Annotated in this window: 14 protein-coding genes; 10 read left to right on the forward strand and 4 right to left on the reverse strand. The window is 45.9% G+C overall.

Annotation, left to right across the window (positions count from 1 at the left end):
* Positions 1-96: 96 nt before the first annotated feature.
* The 8 genes from G5B06_RS06475 (at position 97) to G5B06_RS06510 (ending at position 10223) form a co-directional block, all read left to right on the forward strand.
* Positions 97-1029 carry a GTP-binding protein gene (locus tag G5B06_RS06475; RefSeq protein ID WP_173771579.1) on the forward strand — a complete coding sequence of 311 codons (933 nt, stop codon included), beginning with the start codon at positions 97-99 and terminating at the stop codon, positions 1027-1029.
* Positions 1013-2047, forward strand: coding sequence for a DUF3878 family protein (locus tag G5B06_RS06480; protein ID WP_173771581.1), 1035 nt, complete (start codon positions 1013-1015; stop codon positions 2045-2047). The genes G5B06_RS06475 and G5B06_RS06480 overlap by 17 nt, the downstream gene beginning before the upstream one ends.
* A 135-nt stretch (positions 2048-2182) precedes the next feature.
* Positions 2183-2416 (forward strand): polya polymerase, encoded by a 234-nt coding sequence (locus G5B06_RS06485; RefSeq protein WP_118169595.1) that lies wholly within the window; start codon positions 2183-2185, stop codon positions 2414-2416.
* Between the two features lie 211 nt (positions 2417-2627).
* A complete protein-coding gene (locus tag G5B06_RS06490; protein WP_173771583.1) occupies positions 2628-3857 on the forward strand; it encodes a CobW family GTP-binding protein in 1230 nt (409 codons plus the stop codon).
* Positions 3858-3951: 94 nt separating this feature from the next.
* Positions 3952-4902, forward strand: coding sequence for a GTP-binding protein (locus G5B06_RS06495; RefSeq protein ID WP_021977126.1), 951 nt, complete (start codon positions 3952-3954; stop codon positions 4900-4902).
* A gap of 13 nt (positions 4903-4915) precedes the next feature.
* Positions 4916-5494: an aminoacyl-tRNA hydrolase gene (pth, locus tag G5B06_RS06500; RefSeq protein ID WP_021977127.1), complete on the forward strand. Its 579-nt coding sequence runs from the start codon at positions 4916-4918 to the stop codon at positions 5492-5494.
* 7 nt (positions 5495-5501) lie between these two features.
* Complete coding sequence (gene mfd, locus G5B06_RS06505; RefSeq protein ID WP_173771585.1) at positions 5502-8828, forward strand: transcription-repair coupling factor; 3327 nt, start codon at positions 5502-5504, stop codon at positions 8826-8828.
* A 213-nt stretch (positions 8829-9041) separates the two neighbouring features.
* Positions 9042-10223, forward strand: coding sequence for an FKBP-type peptidylprolyl isomerase (locus G5B06_RS06510; RefSeq protein WP_173771587.1), 1182 nt, complete (start codon positions 9042-9044; stop codon positions 10221-10223).
* A gap of 75 nt (positions 10224-10298) precedes the next feature.
* Here the strand turns inward: G5B06_RS06510 and G5B06_RS06515 are convergent, their stop codons facing one another.
* A complete protein-coding gene (locus G5B06_RS06515) occupies positions 10299-11096 on the reverse strand; it encodes an HAD family hydrolase (RefSeq protein ID WP_244094534.1) in 798 nt (265 codons plus the stop codon).
* A gap of 10 nt (positions 11097-11106) precedes the next feature.
* On the reverse strand, positions 11107-12312 hold the full coding sequence (locus G5B06_RS06520) for a DUF4317 domain-containing protein (protein ID WP_148446123.1): 1206 nt from the start codon (positions 12310-12312) through the stop codon (positions 11107-11109).
* A 641-nt stretch (positions 12313-12953) separates the two neighbouring features.
* On the opposite strand from G5B06_RS06520, the gene G5B06_RS06525 reads away from it, so the two are divergent.
* Positions 12954-13955 (forward strand): hypothetical protein, encoded by a 1002-nt coding sequence (locus G5B06_RS06525; RefSeq protein ID WP_173762734.1) that lies wholly within the window; start codon positions 12954-12956, stop codon positions 13953-13955.
* A 166-nt stretch (positions 13956-14121) separates the two neighbouring features.
* Here G5B06_RS06525 and G5B06_RS06530 read toward each other — a convergent pair whose 3' ends face one another.
* Both G5B06_RS06530 and G5B06_RS06535 read right to left on the reverse strand, forming a co-directional pair.
* The gene (locus tag G5B06_RS06530; RefSeq protein ID WP_148446119.1) at positions 14122-14766 is read right to left on the reverse strand and encodes a phosphoribosyltransferase; all 645 of its coding nucleotides are present in this window, start codon (positions 14764-14766) and stop codon (positions 14122-14124) included.
* A 307-nt stretch (positions 14767-15073) separates the two neighbouring features.
* Complete coding sequence (locus G5B06_RS06535; protein WP_173771590.1) at positions 15074-15526, reverse strand: Hsp20/alpha crystallin family protein; 453 nt, start codon at positions 15524-15526, stop codon at positions 15074-15076.
* Between the two features lie 676 nt (positions 15527-16202).
* On the opposite strand from G5B06_RS06535, the gene G5B06_RS06540 reads away from it, so the two are divergent.
* Positions 16203-17834, forward strand: a complete 1632-nt coding sequence (locus G5B06_RS06540; RefSeq protein WP_173771592.1) for a glycoside hydrolase family 36 protein — start codon at positions 16203-16205, stop codon at positions 17832-17834.
* Positions 17835-17841: the final 7 nt, after the last annotated feature.

Genomic DNA, 17841 nt, shown 5'->3' on the forward strand with positions numbered 1-17841 from the left:
GCCGCCTCTTTTCTTTGTGGGCAAAAGATTATATACTGGTAACAGCCCGGTGCCTGCCGGACAGGAGTATTATTGAGATAAAGTAAAGGAAGAAATATGATAAAAATTGATCTGATAACCGGATTTCTCGGATCCGGGAAGACAACATTTATAAAAAAATATGCCTCCTATCTTCTGAAAAAAGGCATGAACATTGGTATCCTGGAAAATGATTTCGGGGCAGTGAATGTGGATATGATGCTGCTTCAGGATCTGATGGGAGACAACTGTGAGCTGGAGATGGTTTCCGGTGGTTGTGATGCGGACTGTCACAGACGTCGATTTAAGACAAAACTGATCGCCATGGGAATGTGTGGTTATGACCGTGTCATCGTGGAACCATCCGGAATCTTTGATGTGGATGAATTTTTTGATGCGCTGCATGAAGAACCGCTGGATAAATGGTATGAGATCGGAAACGTTATCGCTATCGTGGATGCCAGGCTTGCAGAGGATTTTTCTGCGGAAGCGGATTACCTGCTGGCTTCTGAGGTGGCAGATGCAGGCTGCGTACTTCTGAGCAGAAGCCAGGAAGCCACAGAGGAAGAGATCCACAGCACAAAAGAACATCTCAACCGTGCACTTGGTCAGATCCAGTGCAAACGCCGTCTGGACAGCGAGATCATGGATGGAAACTGGGATGATCTTACAGACGAAGATCTGGAAAAGATCTTGAACTGTGGATATGTGGCAGAAGATTATGTGAAAGAATCCTATGCAGAAGGCGGTGGATTTGATTCTCTGTTTTTTATGAATGTTCATAAGAGTGAAGGGGAACTTCAGGAAACTGCAGAAAAGATCCTGAACGATTCATCCTGCGGAGATGTTTTCCGCGTAAAAGGTTTTCTTAAGAAAGAAGACGGACAGTGGCTGGAGCTCAATGCCACCCGCCACGAGATCTGTATCCAGCCAACGAAGCTTGGCCAGGAGATCATGATTGTCATCGGAGAAAAACTGAACAAAGAGGTAATTGATGAATACTGGAAATAATACTGCGGGAAAAACAGCGCCGGAGAGATACGTTTCCGAGAAGGCTTTTGAAGAGTTGCCAGATGCTTTTCAGAAGCTTGCAGAGCTGCTTGGTGAAGATCAGTTTGAGCTGGTGGCGGTAAATGAAAAAGATTCTCAGGATATTTATGTACAGGATGGGGAGATACGTCTTGTGTATCTTATGAACGACGCGGTAGAAAGTTTTCTCGTCTTCGGAAATGCCCGTATGACCGGTGTATACAAGCCAGACTATGAAGAGGAGATCCTGGCAGACTTAAGCCATCAGGGCAGGGAATACATTCTGGTGGTGCACCAGGACGATTCGGTAGTGACACTGTTTTTTGAAACCCTGACTCTGGAAAAACATCTCTACGATTACAGTCAGATCGGGCATTTCTGGGTGGAGGGATATGAATACCTGCGGCAGCTGGAGTACCGTCTGGCGATCCTTCGTGATAAGTATGATTATATTGGCGGTGACAGCTGTAATGCACTGGAAGAGAAGCTTTCCGCACTGGTGGAGTTTCCACCTCTGAATTACTGCTGTTATCCGGCTGTGCCGGAGAAGTATATTGTGCCTCGGGAAAATCCATGGGTTCCTTCACAAAAGGCGATTTCTGTTATGAAAGAGATTGCAGAGCAGGCAGATGATGACAGTTTCATCAGATGGCTTGAAATTTATCGGAGATTTCCGTTTAAATGGATGGCACGGAAACTGGCAGGAATGCTTCACTGTACAAAACATATCAAAGTGACGGAGTGCCTTTCCAGGAAGCTTAAAGAAGCTTCCGCCGGATATGGAGACCGGTCCTTTGGAAAGGAAGCAGATAAACAGCTGGAAGCTCTGATGAAAAAAGCAAAGGAACGGCAGGCAGAGCTGAAAGCCCGGGGCATAGAATCAGAAGTACTCAGAGAGGAACCTTTTACAACCGCCAGAGATTCTCTTGGATTTAAGGTTTATCTTATGATATGGACAAAAGGAAGGCGTGACTGTACCGTTAAAATTGAAGAAATGTGACAAAGAGAAATGATATTTGAGGTGAATATCTGTGATTGTTTTTGAGCGCCGGGGATTGCTTTTTTTTGAACACTAGGGTATAATTTTACAGAAAAGAGTTAAGAACAGCCCTTTAATAGGAAAGGAGAATTTCAAATGAAAGTAACACATATTACAGATATTGATAAATTTTTTGAGGTAATTGACAGCTGCAAAGGCAGAGTAGAGCTTGTAACAGGAGAGGGAGACAGACTGAACCTGAAATCCAAACTTTCTCAGTATGTATCTCTTGCAAACATCTTCTCCGGCGGTGAGATCCCGGAACTTGAGATCGTTGCAGCAGAGAAAGAGGACATCGACAAACTTATGAGCTTTATGATCAACGGCTGATAAGAGGAACGATTTTCAGGGATGTGAGCTTTTCACATCCCTGTCTTAATCTGGATGCAAAACAGAACACGAATGTCTGTTTTACAAAATGGATATAATGATAACAGAGAGAGAAACAAGAATTTTTCTCTTCCATCATGATCATAACAGGATACAACCAGGGGGTATAAACACTTCCTGGTCAAACTACGTTAAAAGGAGTGTATACAAAATGGTAAAAATTGATATTATCTCCGGTTTCCTTGGTGCCGGAAAAACAACTCTGATCAAAAAACTTCTGAAAGACGGATTTCAGGGTGAGCAGGTCGTGCTGATCGAGAACGAGTTTGGTGAGATCGGTATTGACGGTGGTTTCCTGAAAGAGGCCGGAATCCAGATCCGTGAGATGAATTCCGGATGTATCTGCTGCTCACTGGTTGGAGATTTCGGTACTTCCCTGAAAGAAGTTGTTACCAAATACAACCCGGACAGAATCCTCATCGAGCCATCCGGAGTTGGTAAACTTTCTGACGTTATCAAAGCTGTACAGGGTGTTCAGGATGAGGTTGACATCAAACTGAACAGCTATACAACTGTTGTTGATGCCAAGAAATGCAAGATGTACATGAAGAACTTCGGTGAGTTCTTTGACAATCAGATCCAGTATGCAGGCGCCATCATCATGAGCCGTACAGATATCGCAACTGAGAAGAAAGTTCAGGAGTCCCTGGAGCTTCTTCGCAGCCTGAATAAAGATGCAGCCATCATCACAACTCCGATTGAGAACCTTGACGGAAAGAAACTGGTAGAGGTTATGGAGCATCCGGTATCTCTGGAGCAGGAAATGCTTGAGGAAGAGCATGAGCATCATCACCATCATCATGATGACGAGTGTGGCTGCGGCCATGACCATGATCACGAGGAGCATGAGCATCACCATCACCACGACCATGATGAGGAGTGCGGCTGTGGACATGACCATGATCACGAAGAGCATGAGCACCATCATCACCATGACGAGGAGTGCGGCTGCGGCCATGACCACGACCATGACGAGCACGAGCATCATCATCACGACCATGACGGCGCGTGTGGCTGCGGCCATGATCACGAAGAGCATGAGCACCATCATCACCACGACGGTGAGTGCGGCTGTGGACATGACCATCATCACCATCATGCAGATGAGGTCTTCACAAGTTGGGGCCGTGAGACAATTAAAAAATTCACACGTGAGGGACTTGAGAAGATCCTTGAGGCACTTTCCGAGTCTGACAAATATGGTATCATCCTCCGTGCAAAAGGAATGCTTCCGGCAGAGGACGGAACATGGATCTATTTTGATATGGTTCCGGAAGAAACCGAGATCCGTGAGGGCGCACCGGAATATACAGGCCGTCTGTGCGTGATCGGTTCCAAACTTGATGAGCATGCTCTGGAAGAGCTTTTTGGAATCGCATAAAAACAGAACATAAGAGAAATTTTTCAGATTTTATATTACAGAAAGGAAATGGATACTGTCCGGATTAACGGATAGTATCTTACAGGATAAATTTATGGAAGAGATCAAAGTTCCCATTTATCTGATCACAGGTTTTCTGGAAAGTGGCAAGACCTCTTTCCTGAGCTTTACCCTGCAGCAGGATTATTTTCAGGTTGAGGGAAAAACACTTCTTATCCTCTGCGAAGAAGGAGAAGAGGAGTATGATGAGGAAGCCCTGAAAAAGAGCAACACCGTTGTGGAGGTTATCGACAGCGAGGAAGAACTGACACCGGAGAGACTTGCGGCAATGGATATCCTGCATCAGCCGGAACGTGTGATTATTGAGTACAATGGCATGTGGCTGGTAAGCAAGTTTGAAGAGATGGAAAAACCGGCGGGCTGGGGTGTGGAACAGCACATTACCTGTGTGGATGCCAGCACATTCCAGGTTTATATGGCCAACATGAAGTCCCTTTTTATGGACATGGTCCGTAATGCAGATATGGTTATCTTTAACCGCTGTCAGGAAGAGGATCCGCTTCCTTCCTACAGAAGAAGCATCAAGGTGGTAAACCAGCGTGCAGAGATCATCTTTGAGGATGAAGAAGGCGAGCTTGGTGATCTTTTTGAAGATGAGATGCCGTTTGATATTGATGCACCGGTGATCGATATCCTTCCGGAGGATTACGGCATCTGGTTTGTAGATTCCATGGATCATCCGGACCGTTACGTCGGAAAAACTGTCCATTTCAAGGCACGTGCCCTGAAACCGCGTGGAATGGGAAGCAAATTCTTTGTTCCAGGAAGAACAGCCATGACATGTTGTGCAGATGATACCACATTCCTGGGATATATCTGCAAAAGCGCTTTTGCCCCGAAGATTGCAGAAGGACAGTGGGTGGAAGTTACCGCGAAAGTTGCTTTTGAGAAGAGAATGGAATATCAGGGAGAGGGTATTGTACTTTATGCAGAGCATGTGGAAGTGTGCGAGCCTCTTGCTGATGAGATGGTATATTTCAACTAACTGAGGAGTTTTTATGTATTTAATTGCAGGTTTGGGAAATCCGGGAAAGCAGTATGAGGCTACCCGCCATAACATGGGATTTGACACCATCGACTGCCTTGTGGAGAAGCATAATATCCCACAGGGCGGCGTAAAATTTAATGCCATGTATGGAAAAAGCATCATCGGCGGTGAAAAAGCCATTCTGATGAAACCGCTTTCCTATATGAATTTAAGCGGCGGTCCGATTCAGGAGATGTCCAGCTATTTCAAGATCGATCCGGAGACAGAGCTGATCGTGATCTACGATGATATCGATCTGGAACCGGGACAGCTTCGTATCCGCAAAAAAGGCAGTGCAGGCGGACATAACGGGATCAAGGATATTATCCGTCGTCTTGGAACTGAGAAGTTTATCCGTATCCGTGTTGGTGTTGGTGCGAAACCGAAAGACTGGGATCTGGCAGATTTTGTGCTGGGTCATTTTTCGGACAGCGACCGCAAGCTTGTGGACGAGGGAATTAATGATGCGGCAGAGGCCGTAGAAATGATCCTGTCCGAGGGCGTGGATGCGGCGATGAATAAGTATAACAGGAAAAAGCCTAAGAATTGAGGTTTGTATGGAAGCATTTTTGCAGCCTCTGCAGGGCCTTGCAGAGTTTGAAGAAATAAAAAAGCGCTGTGGCGCAAACCGCGGAATTCTTAATGTTTCCGGATGTATGGAGTCCCAGAAAGTCCATCTGATGTATGGACTTTCCGGGCTTTTTCCATGTCATCTGATCCTTGCGGATGATGAACGTAACGCAAAGGAAATTTATGAGGATTACCGCTTCTATGACAAAAATGTATATTTTTATCCGGCAAAAGATCTTCTGTTTTTTCAGGCAGACATTCATGGAAATCTTCTGATCCGGCAGCGGATGCGTGTGATCCGGGCACTTCTGGAGCAGGAAGAAGTGACGGTGGTTACCAGCATAGACGGATGCATGGATTTTTTGATGCCTCTGGAAAAGATCAAAAGCAGCCTTCTTCATTTTAAAAGTGACAGTGTAATCGATCTGGATCAGCTGAAAGCAGATCTGGTGGATCTGGGATATGAGCGGGTTGGCCAGGTGGAGCTTCCGGGACAGTTTTCCGTGCGGGGAGGGATCATTGATATCTATCCGCTGACGGAGGAGAATCCATGGCGTATTGAACTCTGGGATGATGAGATCGATTCCATCCGGAGTTTTGATGCAGAAAGCCAGAGATCTCTGGAAAATATAGATGAGATCACCATTTATCCGGCTACAGAAAAGATGGACTGCGAGGATATGGTATCTTTCCTGGATTATTTTCCGGAAGAAAAAACACTGCTGTTTCTGGATGAGCTGAACCATCTGGCAGAAAACGGCGAAGGTGTGGAGGAAGAGTACCGTCAGAGCCGCATGCACAGGGAGGAAAAAGGCGAGGCAAATCTTCCGGAACAGTGGCTCTGTGGTTTTCAGGAAGTGCAGAAGAAACTGAACAGACGGAACTGCGTGGCTGTGTCCGCACTTTCTCCGAGACGTTCCGGCTGGAAGATCAATGAGGAATTTGATCTCACGGTGAAATCTGTGGATTCTTACAACAGCAGTTTTGAACTTCTGGTAAAAGATCTTCTCCAGTATAAAAGCCAGGGGTACCGGATCGCCCTGCTTTCCGGTTCCAGGACAAGGGCAGAGCGTCTGGCAAAGGATCTCTCAGAGGAAGGCCTGAATGCTTTTTACAGACAGGATACAGACCGTATCATAAGCCCCGGCGAGATCATGGTTGTTTATGGCCATGCGCGCCGTGGTTTCCAGTATCCGCTGATCAAATTTGCGGTGATGACGGAAACAGACATTTTCGGCAAAGAGCAGAAGAAGCGCAAAAAGAAGAAAAAGTACAGTGGAAACCGTATCCAGGATTTTGCGGAGCTTTCCATCGGGGATCTTGTTGTCCACGAAAAACATGGACTTGGAATTTATCGTGGAATCGAAAAAGTGGAAGTGGACCGAGTTGTAAAAGATTACATCAAGATTGAGTACCGTGGTGGCAGCAATCTCTACATCCTGGCAACCCAGTTGGATGCTTTGCAGAAATATTCCGGATCTTCCGAAAATGCAAAAACACCCAAGCTGAATAAACTTGGCGGACAGGAGTGGAACAAGACCAAGAGCCGTGTCCGGGGTGCGGTTAAAAATATCGCAAAAGAGTTGGTGGAGCTTTATGCGGTCCGCCAGGAAAAAGAGGGCTATGTCTGTGGCCCGGATACGGTCTGGCAGAAGGAATTTGAAGAAATGTTTCCTTATGAGGAGACAGAGGATCAGCTGGCAGCCATCGAGGATACCAAGAAGGACATGGAAAGTACCAAGATCATGGACCGTCTTGTGTGTGGTGACGTTGGTTACGGTAAGACGGAGGTTGCTTTGAGAGCTGCGTTTAAGGCAGTTCAGGAAAGCCGCCAGGTCGTTTATCTGGTGCCCACTACCATTCTTGCCCAACAGCATTACAACACCTTTGTGCAGCGTATGAAGGAATTTCCGGTGAAAGTGGATCTTCTCTGCCGGTTCCGTACTTCTGCCCAGCAGAAAAAGACCATCGAGGGGATCAAAAAAGGCCAGGTGGACATTGTGATCGGTACTCACAGGGTTCTTTCCAAAGATGTGGAATTTAAGAATCTGGGACTTCTGATCATTGATGAGGAACAGCGTTTCGGTGTCACTCATAAAGAAAAGATCAAGCAGATGAAAAAAGATGTGGATGTGCTGACACTGACTGCAACTCCGATTCCCCGAACTCTTCATATGAGTCTCATTGGTATCCGTGACATGAGTGTTCTGGAAGAGCCGCCTATGGACCGTGTGCCGATCCAGACGTATGTTATGGAATATGATGAGGAGACTGTCCGGGAGGCTATCCGCAGGGAACTTCGACGTGGCGGCCAGGTTTATTATGTATACAATCGGGTTAATGATATTGCGGAGGTAGCTCTTCGCATATCGAAGCTGGTGCCGGAAGCCAGGGTGGATTTTGCCCATGGTCAGATGAGCCAGAGGGAACTGGAGCAGGTGATGTATGATTTTATCAACGGAGATGTGGATGTACTGGTTTCCACTACCATTATTGAGACGGGACTGGATATCTCCAATGTAAATACCATGATCATCCATGATTCCGATCGATATGGTCTTTCTCAGCTGTATCAGCTTCGCGGACGTGTAGGACGTTCTAACCGTACTGCCTATGCGTTTCTGATGTATACGAAGAATAAGATGCTTCAGGAGACAGCGGAAAAGCGACTCAGCGCCATGCGGGAATATTCGGATCTTGGAAGCGGCTTTAAGATCGCCATGAAGGATCTGGAGCTCCGTGGAGCAGGAAATCTTCTTGGAGCTCAGCAGCATGGCCATATGAACGCGGTGGGCTATGACCTTTACTGCAAGATGCTCAGTGAGGCTGTCAAGGAGGCTAAGGGAATCCAGACTATGGATGATTTTGAGACGACCATTGATCTTAATATCGATGCATTTATTCCGGATTCCTACATCAGCAACGAATTTCAGAAACTGGATATTTACAAGCGAATTGCCGGTATTGAGAGTCAGCAGGAGTATGACGATATGCTGGAAGAGCTGATCGACCGTTTTGGTGAGCCGACGAAAGCAGTACTGAATCTTCTTGCCATTGCAAGACTGAAGGCCCTTGCTCATCAGGGATATGTGACGGAGATCAAGCAGCTTGGAAAAGATGTCCGGATCACGCTCTATGAAAAGGCTAAGCTGGATCCCGCAGGTATCCCGGCTATTATGGCGCAGTACCGGAGAGGTTTGCAGTTTAAGGCTGATCATGAGCCGAAATTTATCCTGACACCACAGGGAAGGCTGATCGAAGAGTTGATGAAGTTTGCGGGGGAGTTGGCAAAACTGGCAGAGCCACTGGAGTAAAGGGAAGAATCAGCTAAGCTTAGGGTTATCCACGGGAAAAAACATCCGGTCTGTGGATACCGGATATTTTCCCGGAAAGACTTGTGGATAATTTGTGAAATGTCGTGTAAGTTCGTGAAATTCCTTGCTCTTAAAGAGGAAAACGTTTATAATTAAGCATTATGGAATAAGAGCCGGACCGTGATTTTTATGGACGGATAGATGGAGGATGAAATGAAAAATTCAGTAAAAAAAGCGGCAGTTACCGCTCTTGTCTGCGTTACAGCAGCAGGAATGATGGCAGGCTGCGGAAATAAAAAACTCGACGGCACAAAGACTGCAGTGACAGTGAATAAGCAGGAGATCCCGCTTGGTGTTGTAAGTCTTGCGGCACGTATGCAGCAGGCACAGGCTGAGGCTATGTACAGGATGTATCTTGGCGGCGGAAGCGACATGTCTATCTGGAGTACCAAGATGGGTGATGATTCCGATGAGACTTACGGTGAGAATGCGGTAACAACATCCGTTGAGACTGTTGAGAAAATGTGCCTGGAGAAGGAGCACGCTTCCGAGTATGATGTGGAGATCACTGAGGATGAGCAGAAGGCACTTGAGGAAGCAGCCAAGAACTTTATTGCAGCAAACTCTGATGAGACAATTGCAGAGCTTGCAGTTGATGAAGATATGGTGAAAACTTTCCTGGAGCTTGAGACATACGATGTGAAGATGAAGGATGCCATTGAAGTCAAGGCGGATGTGAAGCTGGATGAGAAAGAGTATCAGCAGATGTCTTTCAGCTATGCAAGCGTGAAAGTCAGCGGAGACGATCTTTCCGATGATGATATCAAGACAAATAAAGAGAATCTCCAGAAATTCTTTGACAAGGTTAAAGAGGATCCAACTGCAGATTTTAATACACTTGGAGACGAAATTTCCACAGATATGACAGCAACAACCGGTTCATGTCCGGCTTACGAGGAAGGCGACGACAGTGCAGCCAATGGAACAACCTATCCGGATGAGGTTCGTACTGCTTTAAGAAAACTGGATGAGGGTGCGCTGAACGAGGATATCATCAAGACAGATTCCGTATGGTATGTGGTAAGACTGGATTCCAAGAATGATGAGACGGCAACAGAGAGCAAGAAAGAGTCTCTGACAAATACCAAGAAGGATGATTTCTATAACGATACTACAGATGGCTGGAAAAAGAAAGCGGATATCAAAGAAGAGACAAAACTGATCAAGAAGATCAAGATCACAGATAATCACAGCTTTACGATCCAGACCCCAACTCCTACTCCGGACCCGGATGTGACGGAGACTCCGGCAGCTGAGGATTCTGCAACCGAGGATTCTACTGCAGCAGATTCTACAGAGGCAGAGGCAACTGCTACACCGGAAGCTGAGAAATAAATAAAAAAGTTATTTTAAGAGTATAAAAAACGGACAATGTACCATTTATCGTACATTGTCCATTTTTTTGTCAAATCAGATCAACTTAAAATGTTCCAGTGCGTTGTAGATTCCATCTTTATCAACAGCACTTGTCTGATAGGTGCAGTCCTTTTCGATATCGCCATAGGAGTTGCCCATGGCTACGCTGATTCCGGCTGCTTTCAGCATGGGGAGGTCGTTGGGGCTGTCTCCGAATGCGTAGCTGTTTTCCTTCGGGATGGAAAGGCGGTCCAGGAGAAATTCCATGCCTGTGGCTTTGCTGGTGCCCTTCTGTGTGACTTCCCAGATTCCGTCTCCGTGGTCAAAATAGGTGTAATGATCGTTGCAGAAGCTGCGGAATTTTTCTACATTGGAGTCCGGCAGCATGTGCACCAGGAATTTGTCGTAGGAGTAGGTGCAGGCGTCTTCACGGTTGAATTTCGTGATGTCTACCATGGGAATTTCTTTTCGCATTCTAGCTCCGAATTCGGACTGTGCCGGGGATGCGCCATCGTACAGAATCTCGGTGTTGGATTCAAAGAGTGCTTCGATCTTGCATTTGCGGAGAAGATCCACTGTTTCTTTGCACAGAAGGTTGGGTACTGTGCGGAAGAAGAGCAGTTTGTTATCCATGTAAATGTGGGTTCCACAGCCGTATATATAGCCATCGAAATGGAGGTCTGAGAGTTCAGAGGGCATCATGGCTTTGGTGCGGCCGGTGTTGATGAAGAGGAGATGGCCGTTTTCGTGGGCTTTTGTGAGGGCGAGGCTGGTGCTTTCCGGAACCTTGAATGGGTGTGGGGTGAGCAGTGTGCCGTCTATGTCGAAGAATAAGATTTTTTTATTGTTCATAAGGTCTCCTTTAAAATGGGATTTCTTCTTCGTTGTCACTGTTATTAACGCCATGAGCGGGGATGGATTCTGCGATTATATTTTCGGCAGAATTCAGTGCGCTGACACGGATGCCGTTGAGTTCTACTTCGCTTTCCATGGGGATCACCAGGCATTTGCGGCCGTCGATGATCCGGGTTTCTACCAGGTCTGCGCGGTCCGGTGCTACGTGGATTACCACATCCGGAGTTTTGATCTCGAATTTTCTGGTGTTGGTGATATTGGATGCTACCAGGGAAGATTTTTCGCCTGCGGCAAGTTCGTATTGTTCATCAAAGTTCTGGAGTTTTTCGTCTTCTACGCCGCATTCTTCGAAGAGGCGTTTTACCTCGGATTTGGTGAGGACTACTGGTTCCGGTTCGTCTTTCTGGGATTCGATGAGGTCGTTAAGTTTTTCGTGGATCTCAAGGACGGTATCGTAGGCGCAGTCATCGCCGAGGGTTTCTTCAACCAGAGCGTTGAATGAGTCGCGCTGGGTTGCTGCGGACAGTGGTGTGGTACAGCCGAAGACTTCTTCCATCATGGTGGAGCGGAGGTTTTCGGCGTTTTTTGTGTAGTAGAGGAGGCCATGGATATCGGTGCTGCGGTCATTGAACTGTGGGAAGAGGAAGCCCCAGTCGGGCATTTCTACCAGCCAGTCGCGGATGCGGTCTTCGATGTTGTTGGTCTCTACGTTGTAGTGCAGGCCTGCCTTGGAGAGTTTGACGGGGCAGATGCTGCAGAGGATGTGGTCGTAGATCTCATCGGAGGCGTCGAACATTTCGGCTCCGTCTGAGGATTTTCCGGGGATGTCGTAGACTGCGTGGATGAGGATGATGTAGTAGTTTTCGCCGTAGTCGTAGTTTTCGATAATTTTGTCGTAGAAGGCTTCGGTGAGGGTGTCGTCGGTGAGTTTGCTTTCCCGGAGTTTCATGAGAAAGTTTTGGGTTCCGCCTTCGGATTCCTGCTCCAGGGGGAATTCCATGTTAATGAGGTTTTTTCCGATGGTGCCTGTGAGGGTTTTTCGGAAGATATCAAAGTATTTGAAGGTTTCTTCTTCGGATAAGGATAAGAAGGCTTCTTTGAGTTCGGTTTTTTTGTTTTTTTCGCCGTCTACGTAGCAGCCGCAGATGCGGGTGATGGAGCAGCGGTCGGAGGTGAATTGTTTTTTTATTTCTGCGATTTCTTTTTTGTTCATGTGTGGTTTACCTCGGTTTTTTGATTAGTTTGATTATAGCACAGGTGTTTGGTGGGGGCAAGGTTGTGAAAGGGACGCCCGGGAGGTGTGTGCGGTCTGTCGCTGGGGCTTCGTCGGGGGCTGGCTTCTAGGCTGCCGGGAATCTGCTAAAAGCGTTTTCCAAAAGTCCGAACTCGCTTCGCTCAAACAGCGAACTTTTGAAAAACAACGCAGATTTCCACCAGCCAAGAATCAGCTCCCCTCCTGCAGAGCCAGTGACAGACCGCACACACCTCCCGGGCTGATCTTTCAGAGTGGTAGGTAGAGTGGTCTGACGGGAGTTGGATGAGCCATCAGCGCTGCGCTGGATGGCTGGGAGGAAAGGCTGAGATTGTTTGTGGTTTGGCGGGAGGGTTGTGAGTGTCGGCGCGTTGCTGGACGCCTGGAAGTTGAGTAGTGTCGAATTTTGGGGATGGATTTTTGTGGTGTTGTGGTGGGATGTGTGGTATGATTTGTGTATCTTATAAGATCTGACCATTTATTTGGTTTCTTTTGGCTTCAATGTCTGAAGCGTTTTTTCAAAAACATTTATAAAAACTGTATACAAGGTTTCTGTAGTGTTTGTTTGATGGTATAATTATGGATACCAGAAGGAGTATTGTTTGAGTGATAATACGATTTTTGATGATGTTTTTCGTACTATGATGGAGAAGATGACATTTCTGGTCGTGCCTTTGATCAATGATGTTTTTCATACATCGTATCCGGCTGATGTGGAGATTGTGCAGCTGCGTAATGAGTATCAGCGGGTGGATGGTGAGATTATTACGGATTCGCGGTTGTTGATCGGAAATAAGATTTATCACATAGAATGTCAGAGTACGGATGACACGACGATGGCTGTACGGATGATCGAGTATGATTTTGCAACTGCTGTTGAGTTTGCCAGGAAGCAGGGACGGAGGTATCGGATGGAGTTTCCTCGTTCTTGTGTGTTGTATCTGAGAAGCGGTAGCAATACGCCGGATTTTCTGGAAGTGGATGTGGTTTTTCCGGATGGAAAATGTCATTTGTACAGAGTGCCCACGATTAAAGTTGATAATTATACAAAAGATAAGATATTTGAGAAAAGTCTTCTTATGCTGCTTCCTTTTTATATCATGAGATATGAGAAAAGAGGGCATGAGATGAGTGAGGATCCACAACTTTTTCAGGAATTGTTGAATGAATATGAAGTGATCCGGAGTAAGCTGAAAGTGGAGATTACTGAGGTTGGAAGGTCTGAACTGTTCAGTGATCTGATTGGACTGATCACTCGGATATCTGATTATATTTTCAGAAACGAGGAGAAAGTCCGGAAAGGAATAGGTGAGGTTATGGGCGGACATGTTCTGGAACTGGAATCTGAGAAAAGGGCAAGACTGCTTAAGGAAGCTAAAGAACAGGCTGAAGCATTAGGGCTAGAACGAGGGATGGCGCAAGGGATGGCGCAAGGAATGGCGCAAGGAATGGCACAAGGAATGGCGCAGGGAATGGCCCAAGGTGAGGAGCGTCTTAGCGTTCTGATCAACAGGCTTATCCTTGATGGCCGGGGTGATGAGATTCAGAAGGTTGTTACGGATAAAGAAATGCGTGAAGCCATGTATAGAGAATATCAATTATAAGCAGAAATTATAAAGAGGAAGTCATAGGGATATCAATGTCATTTATGAAGCATTGGTTGATATATGGCTTCTTCTTTGTTTGCAGATTTAGTGTGATATGAGTAAGTCCCCCGCGGGTTGTTGTTTTTTTGCAACCCAGGGAGGACTTCATTGATCTGGTTAAAATTTACAATACAGAATATCCATAGCTGCTGACAATGGCATCGATCTTCTGGCGGTTTTTGCACAGTGGGCAGTTGTCGGAGCGGTAAGAGTGATAGTCAGGGATGTCTCTGGCCTGGAAAATAGAGTGGACAGGGAGGGTAGCTACGCTGTCTACGCTACTGTAGATGGCTGCGACTCCGCGGATCTTGCCACCGTAATAGAGAACACTTTCGATGGCACGGTTCAGTGTGGAACCGGTGGTAATGGAACCGTTGAGGATGAGGATGTTTTTACCATTGATCATCGGCTCATAGTTGTCGCGGAAGATCATCTGTCCGGTGCTGTTGAATTCCGGTGTGATGACGTAAATGGTCTGATGAGCGTTCATGGAAAGTACACCGGCCTTGGTCAGTTCTTCGGCGAGATAGGCACCGATCACTTCAAGTCCATCCATGCAGACGATGGTGTCTACCGGAATAGATGCTTCATAATTTGCTGCGAGAGTGGCTGCGATACGCTGCGCTTCGGAGGATCTGGATTTCATGGTGGTGAGGTCCAGATAATGTGTGATATGAGACTGGGAAGTTACGAAATGTCCCGGAATCATTTTCAGCTGAATGCGGCTGTCACTACGTGCATAGATTTTAATCATTTTGTCCTGATCCATAATAAAAACCTCCTGTCATGATCGTGTTTTACGTGGCTGTTCAGGAGTATTGTCCTGAAAGATTGCGAAACAGATTTATTTAATGTGCATATTATACCATTAATTTCAAAAAAATGGAATAATGTACTGCAAAATATACAAAAAATATTCTGAAATACCAATAACTTTGTTAAAAAATACCCGATATTATGAATTCTTTGACAATGAGAATGCAGCGAAGTGGAATGCGAATGGCTGGTGTCAGGTATAAAAAGAGGAGGAGGGGAATCCCTGTGGATTCCCCTCCTCCTGTGAAAGTGAGTCATCGTTATCCTTCGATAGAAATGTATTTATCAGCTTCGATTTCCTGTGCTGCTTTCTTTGGAATAGAAAGTTTCAGGACGCCGTTTTCAAATTTGGCATGAACTTCATCGTTCTTTACACCATCCCCAACATAAAAGCTTCTGCTTGTACTGCCGGCGTAACGTTCACGGCGGATGTAGTTGCCCTTCTTATCCTGTTCGTCTTTGTCAAGGCCTTTGGCAGCGGAAATAGTAAGATATCCGTCTTTCAGCTGTACCTGTACTTCATCTTTCTTAAATCCAGGAAGATCTACATCCAGTTCATATCCTTTATCTGTTTCACGTACATCGGTTTTCATGATATTTTTGGCATGTTTGCCATAAAGAGGATTCTTACCACTAAAGAAGTTGTCTTTGAATCCAAAATCATCCATCCAGTCATCAAATAAGTTTTCTCCAAATACACTCGGGAACATCATAAGTCATTTCTCCTTTCAAATTGAAAAGCCGTTCCGGTGGATCAAGAGATCCAACTGTTGTCGGTATATCGTTACCACTTTGGGTTATTCCGCAGTGGTGATTGTTTGGTTATTCTGAACATCCGGAAGCTCTTTTTTTATCTCTTCTTTTGTTCTATATGTAATATAACACTTGCTGTTAGCAAAGTCAATAGGCGAGTGCTAAAATCACAATTTCTTCACATTTTCACTTAAATGAAATAGTAATTTCCACCATTAGTCCTTTACGTTCTTATATTGAAATTAGGGGTGGAACTTAGTCCTGCAATAAGGTATCAAAAACAGGAGTGAGGCCTGACATATTTACAAATGTCTAATATACGAGTCACGGGTTGGATGAAAAATAGCAGAGACGAGTTTTAAAAAGTGAACATTCTGCAATGTTATAAAAACTTTAAAGCATAGAAAAAAAACAAAAAATCAATATAATAAAGCATATAGATAAGTAGTATGAAAGAAAGCTTCCCATATGTTGTTTGGGTTTGTACAGATAATAGAAGGAAAGCGCTAAATAACAAGAACAGAAAGTGTGAAATGCTTATATCTAACAGAAGCAAGGAAGTCCCCTGCAGGGTTGTGAAAAGCAATCAACAATAAGCAGCGGGCAGGGACTTGCTCATATCAGGAGGAGAGAATAATGCAGAAAACATATGCAGATTTTAAACTTGGTGTACCGGATTATGTAACGGTGGAAACAGAAGATGAGAGACTGGTATGCCAGGGTGGGCAGCCGGTCGTAACTGCCGGTGCAACTACCGTAGAATTTCAGGATGCGGGTGAACATGAGGATATATTTGTCACCTCAGAAGATGCAGTAAGATGTGTAAAACTGAGATGGAATTACAAGATCCCGAAATCCGCCAGATTCCTGGGAGATGCCTGGGAACGTACCTATGGTGATGTGGAATGGCATGGAATGAGCGGCAACCGTTATCTGCCATGGTATTTTTTGGCAAAGCTTTCTGAGAAAGTCCTCTGCTTTGGTGTAAAGGTCCGCCCTTCCGCTATGTGTTGCTGGCAGGCAGATACCAAGGGAATCACATTATTTCTGGATGTTCGCTGCGGTAATACAGGCGTACAGCTGAAAGGAAGAAAACTGCGTGCCGCACAGATCGTCTGCATGGAATCAGAAGGAGCAGATACTTTTGAGACTGCACAGGAATTCTGTAAAAAAATGTGTACAGATCCGATCTTCCCGGAGTTCCCGGTATATGGAAGCAACAACTGGTACTATGCTTACGGCGACAGTTCCGAAGAGGAGATCTTAAGTGATACCGATTATATCCTGAAACTGACCGAAGGGGCGAAAAATCCTCCGTTCATGGTTATTGATGACTGCTGGCAGGAGCACCACCGCCTGGATGAATACAATGGTGGCCCATGGACAAAAGGTAATGCCAAGTTCCCGGATATGAAAGGTCTTGCAGACAAGCTGAAAGAAAAAGGTGTCCGCCCGGGTATTTGGGTACGTCTGCTTCTTAATGAGGATGAGAACATTCCGGACGAGTGGCGGATTTCCTATAATGACTGTCTCGATCCGTCCCATCCGGACGCACTGGCATATATCCGTAAAGACATTGAGCGCATCTGTGACTGGGGATACACTCTGATCAAACATGATTTTTCTACTTTTGATCTCTTTGGAAAATGGGGATTTGAGGCAAATTTAAGAGACAATTCCATGGAAAAATGGCATTTCTACGACCAGACCAAAACCAGCGCAGAAATCGTAAAAATGCTTTATCAGGAAGTTTATGATGCTTCCCGCAGCAACAATGCGGTGATCATCGGATGCAACACCATCGGACACCTGGGCGCAGGCCTGATGCACCTGAACCGGACCGGTGATGATACCAGTGGACGTATCTGGGAGCGTACCAGAAGAATGGGAGTAAATACACTGGCATTCCGTCTTCCACAGCACAATGCTTTTTATCATATTGATGCAGACTGCGTCGGCATTTTCGGAATGATCCCGTGGGATAAAAACCGCCAGTGGGCAGATGTTCTTGCAAAGAGCGGTACACCATTGTTTGTGTCCGCAAAACCCGGAGTCTTGAATCCGGAAGAATTTGAGGAGCTGCATCAGATCATGCTGCGGGCATCAGAACAGAAAGAGCATTTTGTTCCACTTGACTGGGAAGAGATCGACTGCCCGGAAGTATGGGGAGAAAATGGCGAGACCATCACTTACGACTGGTATGACAATGAAGGTCCGACCATGGATGCAACCGTGGAATACTACAATGCAAAGGTAGTTGTTCCGTAAATCCGAA

The sequence above is a fragment of the Blautia luti genome (assembly GCF_013304735.1).
Classification (GTDB): Bacteria; Bacillota; Clostridia; order Lachnospirales; family Lachnospiraceae; genus Blautia_A.